We start from the raw sequence: 16,232 nt of genomic DNA on the forward strand, positions 1-16,232 counted from the left end.
GCTCTAAGGCATTCAGGAAATCTGCCGAGGTAAAAGCTCGTCCAGGCTTACTTCCTCAATGCTCCAGTTAGCCTCCACCACCTCGTAATCGGCCTGGGCCGCGATGAAGTCGGCAGCCTCGCGCAGAATGGTCTCGACCCAGACCCCGTCGTAGCCGATCAGGCTGAAACCCACCACCTCCCAGTCGTGGTCGTCCTGTCCGGCCAGCCGCGCCGCCGAAACCGGGAAGCGCGAGCGCAAACGCTCAATGGTCGGCTTGACCAGGGCCCGTTTTTCCTTGAGGCTTTTTACCCAGGGCATCTCGAGGCGTGCAGTATAGAGGCCCAGGTAGGCTTTCATACCTAGATTGTGCCACATCCTGTCATGGACATCCGATCAACTTCACAGTATCTGGTACTGCACCAACTTTTGTCGTATCCACAACTTTCAGGGAGACCCAAAGTGGGCGTGGGTGGTCGGGCAAAGGTTGCGGTTCTCAAACGCCTGTCCCCTAACCCCTGTCCCCCACACGACTGTTCCCATGATATGCATAGTGTTCAGGCAAAGATGGCATTACTCGGGGGAAGGAGTGCTCACCTCGAGCCGTTCCTGTCCGCTATACACATTGAACGAGCCGCGCAAAAAACCGATCAGGGTTAGGTTGAACTCCCTGGCCAGCTCCACAGCGAGGCTGCTGGGGGCCGAAATGGCCGCCAGAATGGGGACGCCTGCCGCCAGGGTTTTCTGGGCCAGCTCGTAGCTGGCCCGCCCGCTGACCAGGACGATGTGCTCGGAGAGGGGCAGCCGGTTTTCCAGCAAGGCCCAGCCTAAAAGCTTGTCCAGGGCGTTATGGCGGCCCACATCTTCGCGCACGGCCAGTAGCTTTCCGCATTTGTCGAACAGCGCTGCTGCGTGCAGCCCCCCGGTTTGCTGAAAGAGCGCCTGCTGCTGGCTCAGTAGCCTGGGCAACTCGACTATGATCTGGCTCGAGACCCGAAAGCCCGGCTCCAGGGGCTCGCAGCGCAAGCGCAGGTTTTCCAACCCCGCCCTGCCGCAGACCCCGCAGGCCGAGGTGGTGTAAAAGTGGCGCTCGAGGGGGGCCAGGTTCGGTAGCGTTGCCGACCCTAGCTCGACGTTCACAATGTTGTACTGCTGGGGTTCGCCCGGGTCGGTGCAGTAGGCCATGCGGCGGATTTGGCTGCGGCTGGCAATCACCCCCTCAGCAAACAGGAATCCGGCGGCCAGTTCAAAGTCGTGACCCGGCGTTCGCATGGTTACGGCCAGGATGCGCCTTTCACCCGTGCCCGACTGCAAGCGGATTTCCAGCGGCTCCTCGGTGACGAGGTGGTCGGGCCTGGCATGGGCCCGTCCGCCCTCAATCCGCAGCATCCGGGTGGGGGTCTTGGCGCCCCGGCGGTGGTTGGGTCTGGATGAAGACATAAGCCTCTTTGTAGGCGGGAATTTTGGCTTGCCTCGAGCGCAGATCGGGGTCGAGCAACACATTGCCCTCCGGCCAGTGTACCTGCACGCTGCCGGGGTATACGTCGGCAGGGAAAACGGTGGCGGACAGTGTGCCAAAAGCGTTGTGCAGCCAGATGCGCTGGCCACTTTTCAGACCGCGCTTTTCCAGGTCAACGGGGTTCATCAGCACGGCATCGCGGGGAGCGCCGTTGGTGGGGTCGGTGGGTTCGTGCACCATGCTGTTGAACTGCTTGCCGCGCCGGGTAACCAGGCGAAACGCCCCTTCTGGAACGGGGTTGGCCGGCAGTTTAACCGGCCTGAACCGGGCCCGCCCGTCCGGGGTAGGGCAGACCCCGTCCGCGCACAGGCGGGGGCCCCCGTACTGGAAGGCATCGCCTTTCTGGCGAAGGTGCTGGATGCCGTCGTAAAGCGGCACAACCCGGGCAATTTCGGCCCGCACGGCGGCAGTGTCAGCAAAGCGCACTTTCTCCGCGAGCTCGGGCTTGCACATTCGGGCCACAATTTCCTGAAACACCTGTCCCTCCCAGCGGGCCTCACCGATGCGCGGGCCGGGGATTTCCGGGCTGTAGATAACCCGGCGCTCGGTGCTGGTCTGGGTGCAGCCGCCGGAAATCTCGTAGCGGGTCTGAGCGGGGAGCAGTATTACCTCTTCGGCGGGTTCGACCAGCATCTGCGAGGAGAGCACGATGTCCTGGTGTACGCGCAAGGGCACCTGGGCCAGGCGGGCCTCGGCCTGGGCAGGGCTGGGCAGGGTTTCCAGGAAGTTGCCCCCCAGGCTCCACAAGACCTCGAGGTTCCCCTCGAGCATCTCCGTTACGGTCAGGCCCGGCTGGGAAGGCACCGCAAAGCCCCATTGCTGGGCCAGGGCCGCCGCCGTCTCGGGGTTAATGGGTACGCCCCCCGGAAACACCGAGGCATAGGCCCCCATCTCGGCCCCGCCCTGCACCCCCGAGTGGCCCCGGATGGGCATCAGGCCAGCGCCTTCACGCCCCAGGTAGCCCCGTGCCAGCCCCAGGTTGATGATGCTCTGCACGGTATCCTCGCCCGTGGTGTGCTGGGTGATGCCCATGCTCCAGACCAGTACGGCCTTCTCGGCCCTGGCCAGCAGCAGAGCGAACTCGAGCATCTCCGCGCGGCTGGCCCCGGAAAGCTGCTCGAGCTCTTCCCAGGGGGTTGCCATTACCTGGGCCTTCACCGCTTCAAAGCCCCGGGTGTGCTCGGCAATGAAGCTGTGGTGGAGCCAGTCCTGCTCGATCAGGTGCCGCAGGGTTCCGGCGAGAAAAGCGCTGTCGCCCCCCGGCTGAACCCGGAAGAAGCGGTCGGTAATCCGGGTGCCAAATAGCGCACTCTCGGGGTCGGAGGGAATCCAGTAGTGCTGCATGGCCGGTTCCAGGTATGGGTTTACACACACCACCTGGGTTCCGGCCTTTTTCGCGTAGTAAAGATACTTCATCATGACCGGCTGGTTGACCGCCGGGTTGGAGCCCAAAAACACCACCAGGTCGGTGCCAATCAGGTCGCGGTAGCTGCAGGTGGTCGCGGCCACACCCAGCGACTCCTTGAGCGCTACCGTGCTGGGGCTGTGGCAGATACGGGCGGCGTTGTCTATGTTGTTGCTACCCAGGGCCCGCACCGCTTTCTGGACTACGTAATAGGTCTCGTTGGGGGTGCCCCGGCTGGTCAGATAGAAGCCCATCCTGTGCGGCGGCGTTTTGCACAGCTTCCAGGCAATACGATCCAGGGCTTCGTCCCAGCTGATGCGGGTGAACCCGGCCTCCCCCTTGCGGCGGCGCATAGGGTAGGGGAGACGGCCCAGCGCCCGCAGCTCGGCAGAGCTTTTGCTGCGTAGGTGCTCTACATCCGCCAACTGCTGGGTGTCCAGCGGCCCCATGGTGTTGAGCCGCAGGAGCCTGAGCCGGATATTGCAGAGGTGAACCCCCTTAATGGTCCAGTCCCGTAGGCCGCTGGTGCCCAAAGCACAGCCGTCGCAGACCCCTTCTTGCAGGATGCGCCAGGCATACTCGAGGTTGTCGGCGTTCTCGGCCAGGGCTCGGAAGACCTCGAGGAAATTATTGGGCTTCTGTAGCCCCAGCCCAAAAGGCCGCAGGCTCACCCACGTTTCAGGGCTCCACCCTTTTTTCACCGGCCTGAGTGCCACTCTATGCCTCCAGTAGGTGGCTTTATTCTAAAGCCCTATCCGAGGTGTGTTTTGTAAGCGCGGGTTGAGATTTTACCGACAAACCTGCCTGGTAGTTCAGCCAGTTGCCCTTCCAGTCAAAGTATTCCAGCGCTCCCAGGCGTTTCTTATAGTCGTACTCGGAGGGTTCCTGGTAGGCATAACCCGGATAGTAAAACGCCTTGCCTCGCTCCAGCGAGAAGCGAATAGAGAGCAAAATCATCAGGATGCCCAGGCTGCGCCTGGCATAGGCGGGGTCGAAGCACTGGTAGACGCTGGAAGTGGCCTGCGCCCCTTCATCCAGATAGCTGATGCCCACCAGACGGCCCTGGTGGTGCAGGGTCAGGCTATGGCAGCGGCAGGGAATACGGGCCGGACGGCGCGAAACAAAGTTGTAGATGCTCTCGGGAATGTTCTGGGAAAAGCGCTGCTTATGCCGCTCGAACAGCGCTTCTACCTGAGCGTTCACGAAGGCCGGTTGCAGCTTGAACTGCAAGTCGCGGTTCCGCTTCAGTATCCGCCGCTGGCTCTGGCTGGGGCGATAGCGGGCCAGGCGTATCCGAAGGGGAAGCACGGTGTGGTTTTGCAAGCGGCTGTAGCGAAAGAAATACACCCCAAAGTGCCGCCAGCCCTGCGCCCAGAGCGCATCCATCTGCTCAGGGGCGACGTCGGCAGCCAGAAAATACTCATCCAGGTGGGGCGGCATGTTTTATTCAGCATACGAGATCGACTGACCTCCGCTTCATCACCCTCCCGTGGTGTGTGTACCGGGGCGGATGGACGGGTAGTGGCATCTAGGGTTTTTGAGCAAAAACCTCATCCCTTGAAAGCGTCTCCCCTGGGTGTTTTCGGGGGCCAGGGCCTCCACTGTAAGCCATGCGCGTGTGGTCGGCTGTTGAGCAAGCCTACCGTGGGTGACCTAAACCGACTTCAGGTGGGCGTGAAACAGCGGGTCAAATACCTCGGGTTTTTCCATGTGGGGGGAGTGGCCGGTGTCGGGAATGACCTCTTCGCGGAAGGTGCCTCCACGGGCTTTGTACTGCTCGAGCACATACCGGGTCTGGCCCACCATCGGTTGCGGGGGGTGTACCTCGTCGCCGGGCCAGCCGGGAACCACGCCCAGCTTGCCCAGGGTGCCCATGTTGAAGAGGCTCATATCGCTCACAATCTGATCCTCGGCACCGCGCACCCAGAGGATGGGGGGCTTAACGGGCGCCGCTAGCATCCTCTCCACGCTGTCACCGATGTACCTGGGCGAGATAGCGTTGGCCGGGCCCCACCTGCCTGGGGCCACCCCTGGCCAATGGGGCGAGGCTTCCAGGTCGCCGGGATACCTGTCCGGCCCAATCTTCTCGGAGAGCACCCCCGAGAGCAGCGCCTCCTCGCGGGGGTGCCGGAAGGGCGGCTTCCAGTAGAAGCTGTTCATGACGGTGCGGGGAGAAGCCTGGTACTCGGTACCGCGATAACCCTCGGCAATCAGTTTAGCGAACTCGGGGTTGACAATGCCGCCCCCCGAGCCGGCAAAATCTGGGGCGCAAGGGGTTCCCTGGATGTCCCTGGTGCCACCAAAGCCAAAGGGCGAGCCCGGTGCAACCACGGTAGCCGTGTAGATCCGCTCAGGGGCAGCCGCCAGCAGGGCCCAGACCACGCTGCCCCCCAGCGAGTGGCCGGCCACATGAAAGCGGGCGTAGCCCAGCATGTCCATCAGGCTGAGCAGGTCGTCCACCCAGTCCATGCAGCCCCGGATGGCGTCTACCAGCTTGTCTTCGGTGTCGCCGTAGCCCCGCAGGTCGGGCGCAATGGCGCGGAAGCCAGCAGGCAGGGCCAGCATGGTTTCTTCCCAGAAGGTGCTGCTGCTGGCGTTGCCGTGTATCAAAAGCACCGGAATGCCATCGGCAGCTCCCCGTAGCAGGACGTGCATCTTCAGTCGCGGGGTCTCGATCATCTTGGACAAAATGCCTGGCAGGTTAGGGATGGAACCCATGGGACACTCCTTTAGGTTTGATTTGCTTGATTTTACCGGGCTTCTGTTACAAACTTGTTACCCTTAGAGAAGAGCATTCTCTGCAAAGATAGAGCCACCGGTGTCGGAGATCTCTTGTCCAGAACAGAACAATGGCCGCCTTGATGGGCGGCCATTGTGCGGCCCAAACCAAAACAAATCTGGTATCAGAACCCAAGTCCCAGCCGCAGCGCGAAACGCCCGGTGGGGTTGCGCTGGCTGAAGCCATAATCCAGTCGGATGGGCGGCAGAATGGCGCCCAGCAGGTCGAGGTTGATTTGCAAACCCACCCCTACCCCCAGGAAAAAGGCGTCAAGATCGGCAGGGGCTGGCCACATGCGGCCAAAATCGGTAAACACAAAGCCATAGATGTTGGTTCCGCCAGTTGGGCTCAGGCCAAAATCGTAGCCATACTCGAGGGTGCCGTTGAGTACGGTGGTTCCCTTGTCCAGAAAGCGGGGGTCGTAACCGCGCAGGGTGGTGATGTCGGTGCTGTTGCCGCCCAGGCTGAACTTCTGGCTGTCCTGCGCTGTACCCAAAATGGTTCCAAACGAAAGCCGCAGGCTAATGGCCTGACGGGCCGCCTGGTCAATCTGGAAGTAGTTTCGGCCCGTCACCACCACCGGCACATACTGGGTCACATCGCCGCCTTTGGGAAAGGTAATACCGTAGCCGGTGCTGAGGTTGACCGAGAAGCCCTGGGTGGGGAAGGTGGGGCTATTCAGGGTGCTGTAGGTGGCTCCCAGATTGAGCGTAATGGCCTGGAACTCACGCACGTTTTGCTCAAACTTGCTCTGCGCATCTTGCAACAACGCATTGCTGCAAGCGGTGTCCTCGGCAACCGGAGGGTTGGCTTTGTTACCCGAATCCGGCACCTTGACCAGGCATCGGGGGCGGTTGGCATCGTTAACTTCCAGCAAGGGAATATTCCATTCCCAACCCAGACCTGCCGAAAGCCGCAGGTTGGGGAAGTCACGGCTCAGAGGGCGGGAAACCGAGAAATTGATGCCGGTTTTGCGCTCGGTGTACTGCCAGATTGAGGTCTGATCTTTGTCGTCAATAATTCCGTCGCCGTTCAGGTCTGGGGTATTGCCGTTGTACTGCTGCTGCAGCGGAAAGTTGATATTGGCCTGTGGCTGGCTGTACACACTGACCCCAAACGAGGTGCGCACGTCCTTGAAGTCGGCAAAATCAAGGTAAACCCAGGGAATTCGGTAGGAGGCACTGAAGGTCAGGAACTGACCCGCATCGTTGGGGTTGATGCCCAGGGTCACATTGTACTGATGGGCCAGCCCCCACAGGTTGGTATCGCTGATACCAATGCTGCCTTCCCAACCCGTCAGGCTGCTCCACGATATCCCGGGAATGAAGCTCCCGGTCTGGGCTTCGCGAAAGCTCAGCACGATGATGATGTCTTCAGGTTTTTCGCCTTGCTGGGGCCGCACCCCTGGGGGTTCGCGCAGCAACCCGGTGCGAAGAATGTTGGTAATGCCCTGCCGCAAGGCGTTCACCGAGAACAGGCTGCCTACGGGAGGCATTTCGCGTAGAAACACGCTGGGGTCGGTGCGGGTCAGGGCAGGCTCGATGCGGTAACCCGCAATCCGGAGCTCACGCAACCGCTGCACATAAACCCCTTCGCGGAAGGTGATGTCGGGCTGGCCCACCAGGTCGAAACCTGCATCGCGGTATTCCCGCAGGACTCGAGCGAAGTCTTCGTTGGCCAGGGCCGGGTTGTATTCATCGCCGGGTTTGAGGCGGAGCCTGGCCAGCAGTTTTTCGGTAGGAATGGCCGTATTGCCTTCAATGCGAACCTCGCGGATAGCTCCAAAGCGCTGTTCGCCCGCCTGAAAGTTCAGACGCACCCCATCCGGGCTTACCCGCTCGGGTCGGAAGTCAATCACCCGGCTGATGCTACGGGATAAGGTATTAACCCCGTCCAGGATCCGGTCAAGGTTGAAGGGATCGCCCACCTTGAGGCCCAGCGCACTGACATCCACTCCTCGAGCGTTGATCTCGGCAATTTTGAGCTCGCTAAACGCTACCCGAAGCACGCCGTCTACCAGGGCGGTGCGGGCCAGGTCTACCCCACTGCCCCGGAAACCGGCTGCAGCATACACATCGCCGGTACGGCCCACCGCATCGCGGAAACGCTCGAAGGAGAAGCGCCCATTCTCCACCACCGGTTGAAAGAGGGGCTCGAGGCGCTCTTTGGGTACGTAGGTGGCAGCTCCAACCTCCACCGACTTCAGTTCGGGGTTCTCCTCAATGTTGAAATTTAGCTCCACCCCACCGGCCACATCCCTGGCTTCCGGGGTAATTTTGGGCTCAAATGGAAAACCTTCGTTGCGATAGATGCGGGCCAGGGCCTGAGCGGCCTCGGTGGCCTTTTTAGGGTTAAATACCGAACCAACCCCAATGGCTTGCTCGGTTTCCAGGTAGCGCAGCACGTTGGCTTCGGGAAAGGCTTTGGATGATGCCGTAACCTTGGTAATAGCCGGGTTGGTCGTGACCTCCACTACCAGTTTGTTGCCATCCAGACGAACCCTGGCATCCCGGAAGTAGCCTGTACCCAACACGGCAGCCCGGGCCTGTTCCAGGTCGCCGGGTTCATCGCCCACTCCAAAAGGCAGTGAGATGCGCACCAGCGCAGCCAGCACGGTATCGGTACCCCGCACCTCCACCTCCTCGATGGGGGCCGCCAGGGCCATACCCAGCAACATCACGAGGGGAAATAATCGCTTCATGCTGCCAACCATATGCGAGGCGCGTGAAGCGTGAGTGAGAGCGGATTTTACCCAACGCTTTGGAGCTATCCGCAAGGTTAGAGACCCATTCTGGTCAAGAGGCATACCACACCAGCTTACTATCATCCAATCCAGGATTAAGATGAAGCCCTTTCCAGTGCGACACGGCATGGATGGAAGCGAGGGTATTTTTGCCTGAGCAGTCGGAGATGAGGCAATCAATAGGCAGAGGAGGGAGATGATTTCAGGGCAGTAGGCAGCCGTAGCCGCAATGACCCGCCTACGAGGGGTCAAAGAGAGCTATCGCCTGAAGGCGGTAGAGTGCTCACCTGCCCATATGTGACCACAGCCAGAAACCAATGAAGGCCACGCACAAAAGCAAAAACCCAATCGGCAGCATGAAGGAAAAGTTGCGCCGACGTACCTGCGCCTCAGGCAGGGTGGGGTTGTTGGCTTTGAAAGCCCGTTTGATTGCGCTGGCATCGGCCTCGTTGAAGATCCGCTTGCCCGAACGCCAGTCTCTGGCAGTCTTCCAGTCGTCGCGGGCATGGGTAGGTACATCGGGAATGGTTTGTACGGGGGGTAACGAAGCAGCTTTGGGTGATTTGGGACGCTGATTAATTTGCAACTTGAGGGAGTCGGCCAGGCTTTGCAGCTCGAGGTTGTTCGGGGCCAGCCGCAGCGCATGGGTCAGGGCGTATTGGGCCCTGTCCAGCTCGCCCAATTCCGCCAGAGCCTTGATGAACAATAAGAGCAGGGGCAGGTTGTCGGGGTCTTCCACCAGACCCTCTTTGGCGCTGCTGGCCGCCTGCTTATGGTCACCCAGCAGCAAGAAAGCCTCGGCTCTGACCCGCCAGTAATCGGGCCAGCCCAAATCCATCCAGGAAACCCTGTCCAGTACCCGTAAAGCCAATAAGGGCTCTCCCCTGGACAGGTGTTGCAACGCGAGTTCAATTCCGCTAGTGGCATCCAGTTGGGTCATAATTAATGCTTGAATCCCCTCCCTGCCCTCACCTTAACAAGGACTGGAGGGAAGTCCGGTGATTTCTAAACCCCGCCGGGGCAGAGTCCGTTAACAAGAGGGTTAAGGTTGCCTGTACAGAGCTGGGGGCTAGCTTGCCTTAGCAGGCCCTTTTTGATGCAGGCTGTCCTCCTGCTACCATGGCCCAATGAATGCTCCTTTACTGGTCTTTGATTTTGATGGCTGGAAGCTTAATGGGGTTGCAATAGGTGAGGATGTTTCCAGACTGGCTTTTTTGGGAGAGGAAATTCCTACCGAACGTTCCCGGCCTGGCTGGCTTGAAAAGCTGGTCAACCGCTTCAGGGGAGGCAAGGCACGTTACCTGCAAGACAACATCCTCGAGTACGCCCCCTATGGTCTGGCTGTTGAGTTTCAGGGCAGTACCATTCTTGGCTACAACTTTTTTCTCAAGCACAGCAATCCCTTTGGCTACGATGCCTACAAAGGCCAGTTCGTCAACGGCTTGCAACCCCTAAATCTCACCCCTTACACCACTCGTGCCGAGCTCATCGCCCTTTTTGGCCCGCCTACCCCCCTGGAGGGCGAGGAACTGGATCCCGACGATCCCTGGCTGACTTATGCACAGGCTGACTGGGATTTGACCTTTTCCCTCGATGACGATGGGCAGCTCGAGACCATCGAAGCGCTCTGGTATGGCGAACCGTCCTGAGAAACATCGTTTTGCATACCCTGGCTCGCCACAATGCAGGTCAGCAGGGTAGTTGTTGCTTGTTCGGTGGCCCCAGGCCCCGCAAAAAGGGTAATTTCTGCACCCTGGCCCAGGTAAAACGGGCTATGATAAGTCATGCGGCCCGTAGACAAAATCCTATCCAACCGATGGGCTGCATGGCGTCTTGTGTGACCTGGGCTGGCCTGGATTCAGCCCTGGCCGAGAAGCCGGCTCCAAGGGAGGTGCTTTATGAAGCTGGGCTCCAAGGTTCGCAGCGAACTCCTCTCCCGCATCAGCTCCAATCCCGATATTCTGCGCGGTAGGCCGCGACTCAAAGGAAGCCGTATTGCGGTATACATGGTTCTGGAAGCCCTGGCTTCACAGATGTCCATCGAAGAAGTGCTAGTGCAGTGGCCCGAACTGACCCGCCAGGACATCCAGGCCGCGCTGCTGTACGGGGCTCGCTCCACCAACTACGAGTGGATCGCCCTGCACGAGGAGTGATGCGCATTCTGCTCGATGAAAACATTCCCCAGCGGGTGCTGTGGTGGCTGATTAGCGAGGGCCACGAGGTGGTCACGGCGCGGGAGGTAGGCCTCACCGGGCGCTCGGACGCCTTTCTGTATGCCTACGCCGAGCGGCACAACTACGTGCTGGTCACGCTCGACCTGGATTTTTCCGACCCCGTGCGCTTTCCCCTCAGCTTTCCGCGCATCGTGCTGCGCCCTGGAGTGATTGACCCCGAGCTGATGCGCGAAATCCTGCGGGACGTGTTCCGCAAGGGTTACCCTCTGTGGGGCGAACTCTATGTGGTGCAGCCGGAGGGTATCGCTCGGTATAGTGAAGAACTGTGAAATGGGTGGAGTGTCCACGGGATTCCTGGCAGGGGTTTGGCCGGTTTATTCCCACCGTAGAAAAGGTGAGATATTTGCAGATGCTGCTCGAGGCCGGTTTTCAGAGCCTCGACCTGACCAGTTTTGTTTCGCCCAGATGGGTGCCCCAGCACGCCGATGCAGAGGCGGTGCTGGCCGCCATGCCCGCGCCGGAAGAGCGCGAGTATCTGGCCATTATTGGCAACCTGAAGGGCCTCGAGCGGGCCCGGCAAGCCCCCCATCTGACCACCGTGGGCTACCCCTTTGCCATCTCGGAGACCTTCCAGCGCAAAAATCTCAACCTGGGCATAGAGGAATCCTGGCCGGTACTGGAGCAACTCATTTCAGAGGCAGAGGGTCTGCGGTTCGTGGTCTATCTTTCGATGGCCTTTGGTAACCCCTACGGCGACGCCTGGGAGCCGGGCCTCACAGCACAGTTTGTAGAGCGCATGCGGCGGCTACCGGGGCTTTCGGGCATTGTGCTGGCCGATACCTACGGGGTGGCCTCGGCCCAGACCATTGCCCAAACCCTCCAGGCGGTTACTCAAAGCGGGGGGCTGGACGAGAAGCTGGGCCTCCACCTGCACAGCCGCCCGGAAAACACCCTGGAAAAGGTAGAGGTGGCCCTTCGGGCCGGGGTGCGCTGGCTCGAGGGGGCGCTGGGGGGCATTGGCGGCTGCCCCTTTGCGGGCGATGAGCTGGTGGGCAATCTGGCCACCGAGCAGGTGCTTCCTTATCTGGCGAGGCAGGGTGAGCAATTAGGCATTGACCTTTATCGGCTGCCGGAACTCTCGAGCCAGGCTCTTTTGCTACGAACCCAGTACGCCTAGCCCCGCCTCAAGCCGAGTAGAAGCCCTGCCACAAAGGCCCCTCCGAAGGGGAGGTTGGTGGTAAGCACCCCCACCAGCGCGTCCCAGGCGTTTTTGATCTGCTCCTGTTGCAGCAGCGGCTCCACATCGCGCTGGATGCGGGTCCAGTCCACGTTGATATAGCCCATCGAGGCCAGTACCTGCACCACCACAAAAATCAGGCCCAGAATGATGGCTACCCAGCGTCCTACGGTTTTGATGGCGAAGCCTACTGCAAACCCGGCCAGCCCGCCAAAGGTGAGCTGCCCGATGTAAGGTTGAATTACTTCCACGTTTCTATTGTGCCATGCCCGAGCCAGAATGCGCGGTCAGGATTTTTTGCGAAGGGCCTCGAGGGCATCCCACTGCTCCTTGGTTACGGCGTCCAGCACATTGAACTCCCCAGCGTTCCAGACTGTCTCGCCGCCGTCAATGGTGATGAGGTCGCCGGTAATGAAGCCCGCATAGTCGGAAATAAGGTAAGCAGCCAGGTTGGCCAGCTCGATGTGCTCCCCCACCCGCCCCAGGGGAATCTTTTTCTCGAACATCCGGGCAATCTCCGGGGTGGGCATCAGGCGGGTCCAGGCCCCCTCGGTGGGAAAGGGCCCCGGCGCAATGGCGTTGAGGCGAATCCCGTACTTACCCCATTCGGCTGCCAGCGACTTGGTGAGGGTCACGACGCCCGCCTTGGCGGTAGCCGAGGGCACCACATACCCCGAGCCGGACTGGGCATAGGTGGTGGCGATGTTGAGCATGGTGCCTTTCTGCCCCCGGGCAATCCAGCGCTTGCCGACCTCGAGGGTACAGTACACCGTTCCGTGCAGCACAATGTTCAAGACCGCATCGAAAGCCCGGTAAGAAAGCCGCTCGGTAGGCGATATGAAGTTGCCCGCAGCGTTGTTCACCAGCACGTCAATCCGACCAAAGTGCCCCTCTACCGCGTCTACCATGGCTTTGACGGCTTCGGGGTCGCGCACGTCTACCGGCGTGGTGAAGACCTCGCCCCCGGTCTGCTGCATCATCTCCTGGGCGGCCTGGGCGATGGTCTCGGCCCGCCGGCTGGTGATGGCCACTTTGGCCCCCAGCTCCAGAAAACGCGTGCTCATCGAGCGGCCCAGACCTGTACCGCCCCCCGTCACCAGTACCACCTTGTCTTTTAGCAAATCTGGCTGAAACATGCCGCTATTCTAACGGTATTGCACTTGCAAATTGAGCACAGATCAAATCTGTGAGAAAAGCCTCCTGTGGCCGGCTTGAGTCGCTTGATGTACGCCTCTGAATATAGCGTCGTAGAGAGGTTCATGCGCCTCCAGTTTCTGGGAGGGATTGACCTCGAGACCCCCGCCCTACTGCGTAGGGAGGGTGGGGGAGGGTACTGGGCAAAGCCCTAAACCGCCCGACTACACGAAGTCGCTGCTCAGCAAACCCACCTAAGTACCTCCCGCCTATGTTTTGGATAATGGCATGATCGAAAATCATTCGGGTATTGCGCCCGGAGCATGATTTCTAGCGTGGCCTGGATTCATCTCTAAACCTTATGCGGGCGCAACTTAACTCCCTTACACTGCAGGAGAGGGACTAAATACATCGTCGTAGAGATGTCCGTACACCTCCGGGTTTCCGGGAGGGATTGACATAGAGCCCCCTCCCTACCACGTAGGGAGGGTGGGGGAGGGTATTGGGTGAGGCCCCCAACCACCAGGTTACGCAAAGTCGCTGCTCAGCAACCCCACCTAATCTCCCCTGCACGGTAGGGGAGGAACGAAAAGGTTTCTGCTACGGCTTTTGCAAGAGCGTACTGCATAGTTCGTGCCGCAATGGACACTTTGTACGGGTATTTATACGACTGTGCACTAAAGGCCACCGAATTCGACTTATGTGATATGGCGTAGCCAGGGCCGCGACGTTATTTTCAACACTATCTTGTATCCGTATAAACGTTTCTACAACGATGTACTGAACGGGTGGGCTTAGAAACTGACATTGGGCACCTGACGGGCCGAGTCTTCAACCTCGAAGAAGGGCTTGGCCCGCTTGCCCAGCGGCTGGGCCACAAACATACCGGGGATGGTGGTGACGGTGTTGTTGAAGTCCAGCACGGTGTCGTTGAAGAACTGGCGGGAGTAGGCAATTTTGTTTTCGGTTTCTTCGAGCTGCCCCTGCAACTCGCGGAAGTTGGCATCGGCCTTGAGCTCGGGGTAGGCTTCGGCGATGGCAAATACGCTGCGCAGGGCCTGGGTGAGCTGGTTGGAGGCCGCCGACTTTTCCTCGATGCTTCCGGCGGAGAGCATCCGTTCGCGGGCCTGGGTCACGCGGTCGAAGACCCCGGTCTCGTGGGCGGCGTAGCCCTTGACGGTGTTGACCAGGTTGGGGATCAGGTCGTTGCGCCGTTTGAGCTGCACGTCTACCTGGGAAAGCGCGTTGTTGACCCGGTTTTCCAGGGTGATGATGCGGTTGTAGTAAAAGACGAAAAGGGCTACTAGCAGCAGAACTAGAATCAACAAAATCTCCATACCTTATCCCTCCTTGTTTACTACCGGGCTCCGCTGGAACCACCGCCGCCGGAGGAACCCCCGCTCGAGCTGCCCCCAAAACCCCCCCCGGAGCCACTGGAAGAGGGTTTGAGGGCCCGCTCGAGGCTCTCCAGGTTGCGGGTAATCTGCTCGAGGCCCCCGGTCATCCGGCTGATTTGTTCCAGCATGTCGCTGCTGGATGCCATGACCTGCCCTGCCTGGCCCAGGGACGACCCAGGAATCCAGCGCGGCGCGGTCATCACGTCGGGTCGCTGCTGGGCAATCCGGCGCAGATTGCGCAGGTAGCGCTCGGCCACCCCCAAAGCGGCGGCATAGATAAAGTGATAGTCCCACATTTTGAAATGCTCGGGCGGCGCCGATTCCATCTGGGAGAAGTCGGCCAGGAAGTTGCGGTAGGCCTGCCAGCGTCTGGCGTTGAGCAGTTTGTCCGGCGCCCAGCGGGTCAGCACGTTGAAGGCCAGCAAGCCCATGACCATCAAGCCGATGCCGCTCAGAAACCCGCTGGCCATCAGAACGCCCACCCAGGCAGGCTCTCCAAGCAGGCCGAAGAAAACAGGCCCTGCGGTGAGTGATAACAACACAAACAAAAAGCCCAGCCCCACCAACCATCCCCCCCAGCGTATGGCAGCCCGCCCACTTTTCTCGTCGAGCAGCTTGCCGTGGGTCGCCTCGTAGATGGCTCTCGGGCGGCGGCTCATGCTGGTCAGCAGGCTCGGGTGCTGCTGGAAATACTTTTTGAGTTCGTCGGGCCGTACCACCCCGTCCTGGCCTGCGGCGGCCCGCAGCAGGTTCCAGACTTCTGTCTCCAGGCCGGTGGCGTTTTCCGGTGGGGCCACCAGTTTGAAATGGGTCTCGGTGCCGCCAAAAAGCCCTAGCAGGCCCGGGTTTTCGTGGCGGATGAGCTCCACCGAGCCCCGCCGGGCAAAATCGAGCAAGGTAGCCGAGATCATCCGGCCCAGCATGGACTGCCCGGGGTCGCCCTGGCTCATCACATAGGGCACCATTCCTGGCGGGATTTCCTCGGCGGGTTCACGGTAGTAGCGGCCTACCTCTAGGGTGCGGGGTTCTTGGCCATACTGTTGAAAGGCGCGGATAAAAAAAGCAAATAATACCAGGAGCAGCCCCAGCGGCCCTGCGGCCAGTGCCCAGGCCCAGCCGGGCACCTGCTGGTTTTCGATGAGCTGACGGGAGCGCTCACGGAAGGTGCGGGTTTCCTCTTCGGTCTCCTTTAGCCACTGCTCGAAGCGGGGCTCGTTCAGGCTGCGGAAACTGAAGGCCCGGGCATCCAGAATCACCCTCGAGCGCACAAACTCATCCTGGCTGACGGGGGTTATCTGCACCGTGGCAACGCGTTTGGCCGGGTCGAACTCGAGGGTTCCAATTCGCCCTCGCCCGGTAAAGATGAACACCCGGAACCGTTCCGGCACGGCCTGCGGGGCATGGATACGCAGCACGTAGCTACCCACTGCCGCGTGCTCAGGCTCCAACACCTGCCGGTCAAACAGGGCGGCATCGCTGGCTACCATGATTTCGCCCGTCAGGGTGTAGCTGATGCGAAAAGTGCGGCTCTGGTTTTCGGCCAGTACGGGCAGGTTGCCCGAGCGGTCAGGGGGGCCGGCGGTAAGGCTGATGCGGTTGCCCTGCACTTCGTAGCGGATGGGTCGGCCATCGTCGAGGGCGCTGGCCTCCTCAAAGCGCACCTGGCCCCCCCGGCGGGGGTCAATCTCCAGGAAGACCTCGCGGAAGGCGCCCTCAAAGCGCCAGGTGCGCACATCCACCACCCGCACCCGGCCATCGGCCTGCAGGTACACGTCCTGTTCGACCCGCTCGAGGGAGTAGCTCTTCCCCCAGGCCAGCCCCAGCAGGGCCAGCAAAGGGAGCCACAAGCGCAGGAGGTTCACCCT

The 16,232-nt window shown here is 60.6% G+C and carries 15 protein-coding genes; 4 read left to right on the forward strand and 11 right to left on the reverse strand.

Translation table 11 applies throughout. From position 1 onward, the window contains the following. Positions 1-12: 12 nt before the first annotated feature. The 7 genes from J3L12_RS04470 to J3L12_RS04500 all read right to left on the reverse strand — a co-directional run bounded on the left by J3L12_RS04470 (position 13) and on the right by J3L12_RS04500 (position 9,365). The gene (locus tag J3L12_RS04470; RefSeq protein ID WP_208013838.1) at positions 13-339 is read right to left on the reverse strand and encodes a DUF503 domain-containing protein; all 327 of its coding nucleotides are present in this window, start codon (positions 337-339) and stop codon (positions 13-15) included. Positions 340-552: 213 nt separating this feature from the next. Continuing rightward, a complete protein-coding gene (fdhD, locus tag J3L12_RS04475) occupies positions 553-1,419 on the reverse strand; it encodes a formate dehydrogenase accessory sulfurtransferase FdhD (RefSeq protein WP_208013839.1) in 867 nt (288 codons plus the stop codon). After that, positions 1,355-3,604: an FdhF/YdeP family oxidoreductase gene (locus J3L12_RS04480; protein WP_347708835.1), complete on the reverse strand. Its 2,250-nt coding sequence runs from the start codon at positions 3,602-3,604 to the stop codon at positions 1,355-1,357. Before J3L12_RS04480 ends, fdhD begins: the two co-directional genes overlap by 65 nt. A gap of 37 nt (positions 3,605-3,641) precedes the next feature. Next, positions 3,642-4,343, reverse strand: a complete 702-nt coding sequence (locus J3L12_RS04485) for a GNAT family N-acetyltransferase (protein ID WP_208013841.1) — start codon at positions 4,341-4,343, stop codon at positions 3,642-3,644. Positions 4,344-4,556: 213 nt separating this feature from the next. Then, entirely contained in the window at positions 4,557-5,621 is a 1,065-nt protein-coding gene (locus J3L12_RS04490) for an alpha/beta hydrolase (protein ID WP_208013842.1), read from the reverse strand. Positions 5,622-5,806: 185 nt separating this feature from the next. Beyond that, positions 5,807-8,383 (reverse strand): BamA/TamA family outer membrane protein, encoded by a 2,577-nt coding sequence (locus J3L12_RS04495; protein WP_243454914.1) that lies wholly within the window; start codon positions 8,381-8,383, stop codon positions 5,807-5,809. Positions 8,384-8,708: 325 nt separating this feature from the next. Beyond that, entirely contained in the window at positions 8,709-9,365 is a 657-nt protein-coding gene (locus tag J3L12_RS04500) for a tetratricopeptide repeat protein (protein ID WP_208013844.1), read from the reverse strand. 187 nt (positions 9,366-9,552) lie between these two features. Between J3L12_RS04500 and J3L12_RS04505 the strand changes: the two genes are divergently transcribed. The 4 genes from J3L12_RS04505 to J3L12_RS04520 all read left to right on the forward strand — a co-directional run bounded on the left by J3L12_RS04505 (position 9,553) and on the right by J3L12_RS04520 (position 11,776). Beyond that, a complete protein-coding gene (locus J3L12_RS04505) occupies positions 9,553-10,074 on the forward strand; it encodes a hypothetical protein (protein WP_208013845.1) in 522 nt (173 codons plus the stop codon). Positions 10,075-10,323: 249 nt separating this feature from the next. Further along, complete coding sequence (locus J3L12_RS04510; RefSeq protein ID WP_208013846.1) at positions 10,324-10,578, forward strand: DUF433 domain-containing protein; 255 nt, start codon at positions 10,324-10,326, stop codon at positions 10,576-10,578. Further along, positions 10,578-10,928: a DUF5615 family PIN-like protein gene (locus J3L12_RS04515; protein ID WP_208013847.1), complete on the forward strand. Its 351-nt coding sequence runs from the start codon at positions 10,578-10,580 to the stop codon at positions 10,926-10,928. Before J3L12_RS04510 ends, J3L12_RS04515 begins: the two co-directional genes overlap by 1 nt. Then, a complete protein-coding gene (locus J3L12_RS04520; RefSeq protein WP_208013848.1) occupies positions 10,925-11,776 on the forward strand; it encodes a hydroxymethylglutaryl-CoA lyase in 852 nt (283 codons plus the stop codon). The genes J3L12_RS04515 and J3L12_RS04520 overlap by 4 nt, the downstream gene beginning before the upstream one ends. On the opposite strand, the gene J3L12_RS04525 is transcribed toward J3L12_RS04520, so the two are convergent. The 4 genes from J3L12_RS04525 to J3L12_RS04540 all read right to left on the reverse strand — a co-directional run bounded on the left by J3L12_RS04525 (position 11,773) and on the right by J3L12_RS04540 (position 16,229). Next, complete coding sequence (locus J3L12_RS04525) at positions 11,773-12,087, reverse strand: FUN14 domain-containing protein (protein ID WP_208013849.1); 315 nt, start codon at positions 12,085-12,087, stop codon at positions 11,773-11,775. The two genes, J3L12_RS04520 and J3L12_RS04525, sit on opposite strands and share 4 nt — an antisense overlap. Positions 12,088-12,123: 36 nt before the next feature. Beyond that, the gene (locus J3L12_RS04530) at positions 12,124-12,972 is read right to left on the reverse strand and encodes an SDR family oxidoreductase (protein ID WP_208013850.1); all 849 of its coding nucleotides are present in this window, start codon (positions 12,970-12,972) and stop codon (positions 12,124-12,126) included. Positions 12,973-13,764: 792 nt separating this feature from the next. Continuing rightward, on the reverse strand, positions 13,765-14,307 hold the full coding sequence (locus tag J3L12_RS04535; RefSeq protein ID WP_208013851.1) for a LemA family protein: 543 nt from the start codon (positions 14,305-14,307) through the stop codon (positions 13,765-13,767). Between the two features lie 20 nt (positions 14,308-14,327). Further along, positions 14,328-16,229 (reverse strand): DUF2207 domain-containing protein, encoded by a 1,902-nt coding sequence (locus tag J3L12_RS04540; RefSeq protein ID WP_208013852.1) that lies wholly within the window; start codon positions 16,227-16,229, stop codon positions 14,328-14,330. Between the last annotated feature and the right edge of the window lie 3 nt (positions 16,230-16,232).

The sequence above is a fragment of the Meiothermus sp. CFH 77666 genome (assembly GCF_017497985.1).
Lineage (GTDB): Bacteria > Deinococcota > Deinococci > Deinococcales > Thermaceae > Meiothermus.

Coding starts and splice junctions, on each gene's coding strand:
- J3L12_RS04515 (WP_208013847.1), top strand. CDS start 10,578: ATGCGCATTCTGCTCGATGAAAACATTCCCCAGCGGGTGCTGTGGTGG.
- J3L12_RS04500 (WP_208013844.1), bottom strand. CDS start 9,365: ATGACCCAACTGGATGCCACTAGCGGAATTGAACTCGCGTTGCAACAC.
- J3L12_RS04490 (WP_208013842.1), bottom strand. CDS start 5,621: ATGGGTTCCATCCCTAACCTGCCAGGCATTTTGTCCAAGATGATCGAG.
- J3L12_RS04485 (WP_208013841.1), bottom strand. CDS start 4,343: ATGCCGCCCCACCTGGATGAGTATTTTCTGGCTGCCGACGTCGCCCCT.
- J3L12_RS04510 (WP_208013846.1), top strand. CDS start 10,324: ATGAAGCTGGGCTCCAAGGTTCGCAGCGAACTCCTCTCCCGCATCAGC.
- J3L12_RS04535 (WP_208013851.1), bottom strand. CDS start 14,307: ATGGAGATTTTGTTGATTCTAGTTCTGCTGCTAGTAGCCCTTTTCGTC.
- J3L12_RS04530 (WP_208013850.1), bottom strand. CDS start 12,972: ATGTTTCAGCCAGATTTGCTAAAAGACAAGGTGGTACTGGTGACGGGG.
- J3L12_RS04505 (WP_208013845.1), top strand. CDS start 9,553: ATGAATGCTCCTTTACTGGTCTTTGATTTTGATGGCTGGAAGCTTAAT.
- J3L12_RS04470 (WP_208013838.1), bottom strand. CDS start 339: ATGAAAGCCTACCTGGGCCTCTATACTGCACGCCTCGAGATGCCCTGG.
- fdhD (WP_208013839.1), bottom strand. CDS start 1,419: ATGTCTTCATCCAGACCCAACCACCGCCGGGGCGCCAAGACCCCCACC.
- J3L12_RS04495 (WP_243454914.1), bottom strand. CDS start 8,383: ATGAAGCGATTATTTCCCCTCGTGATGTTGCTGGGTATGGCCCTGGCG.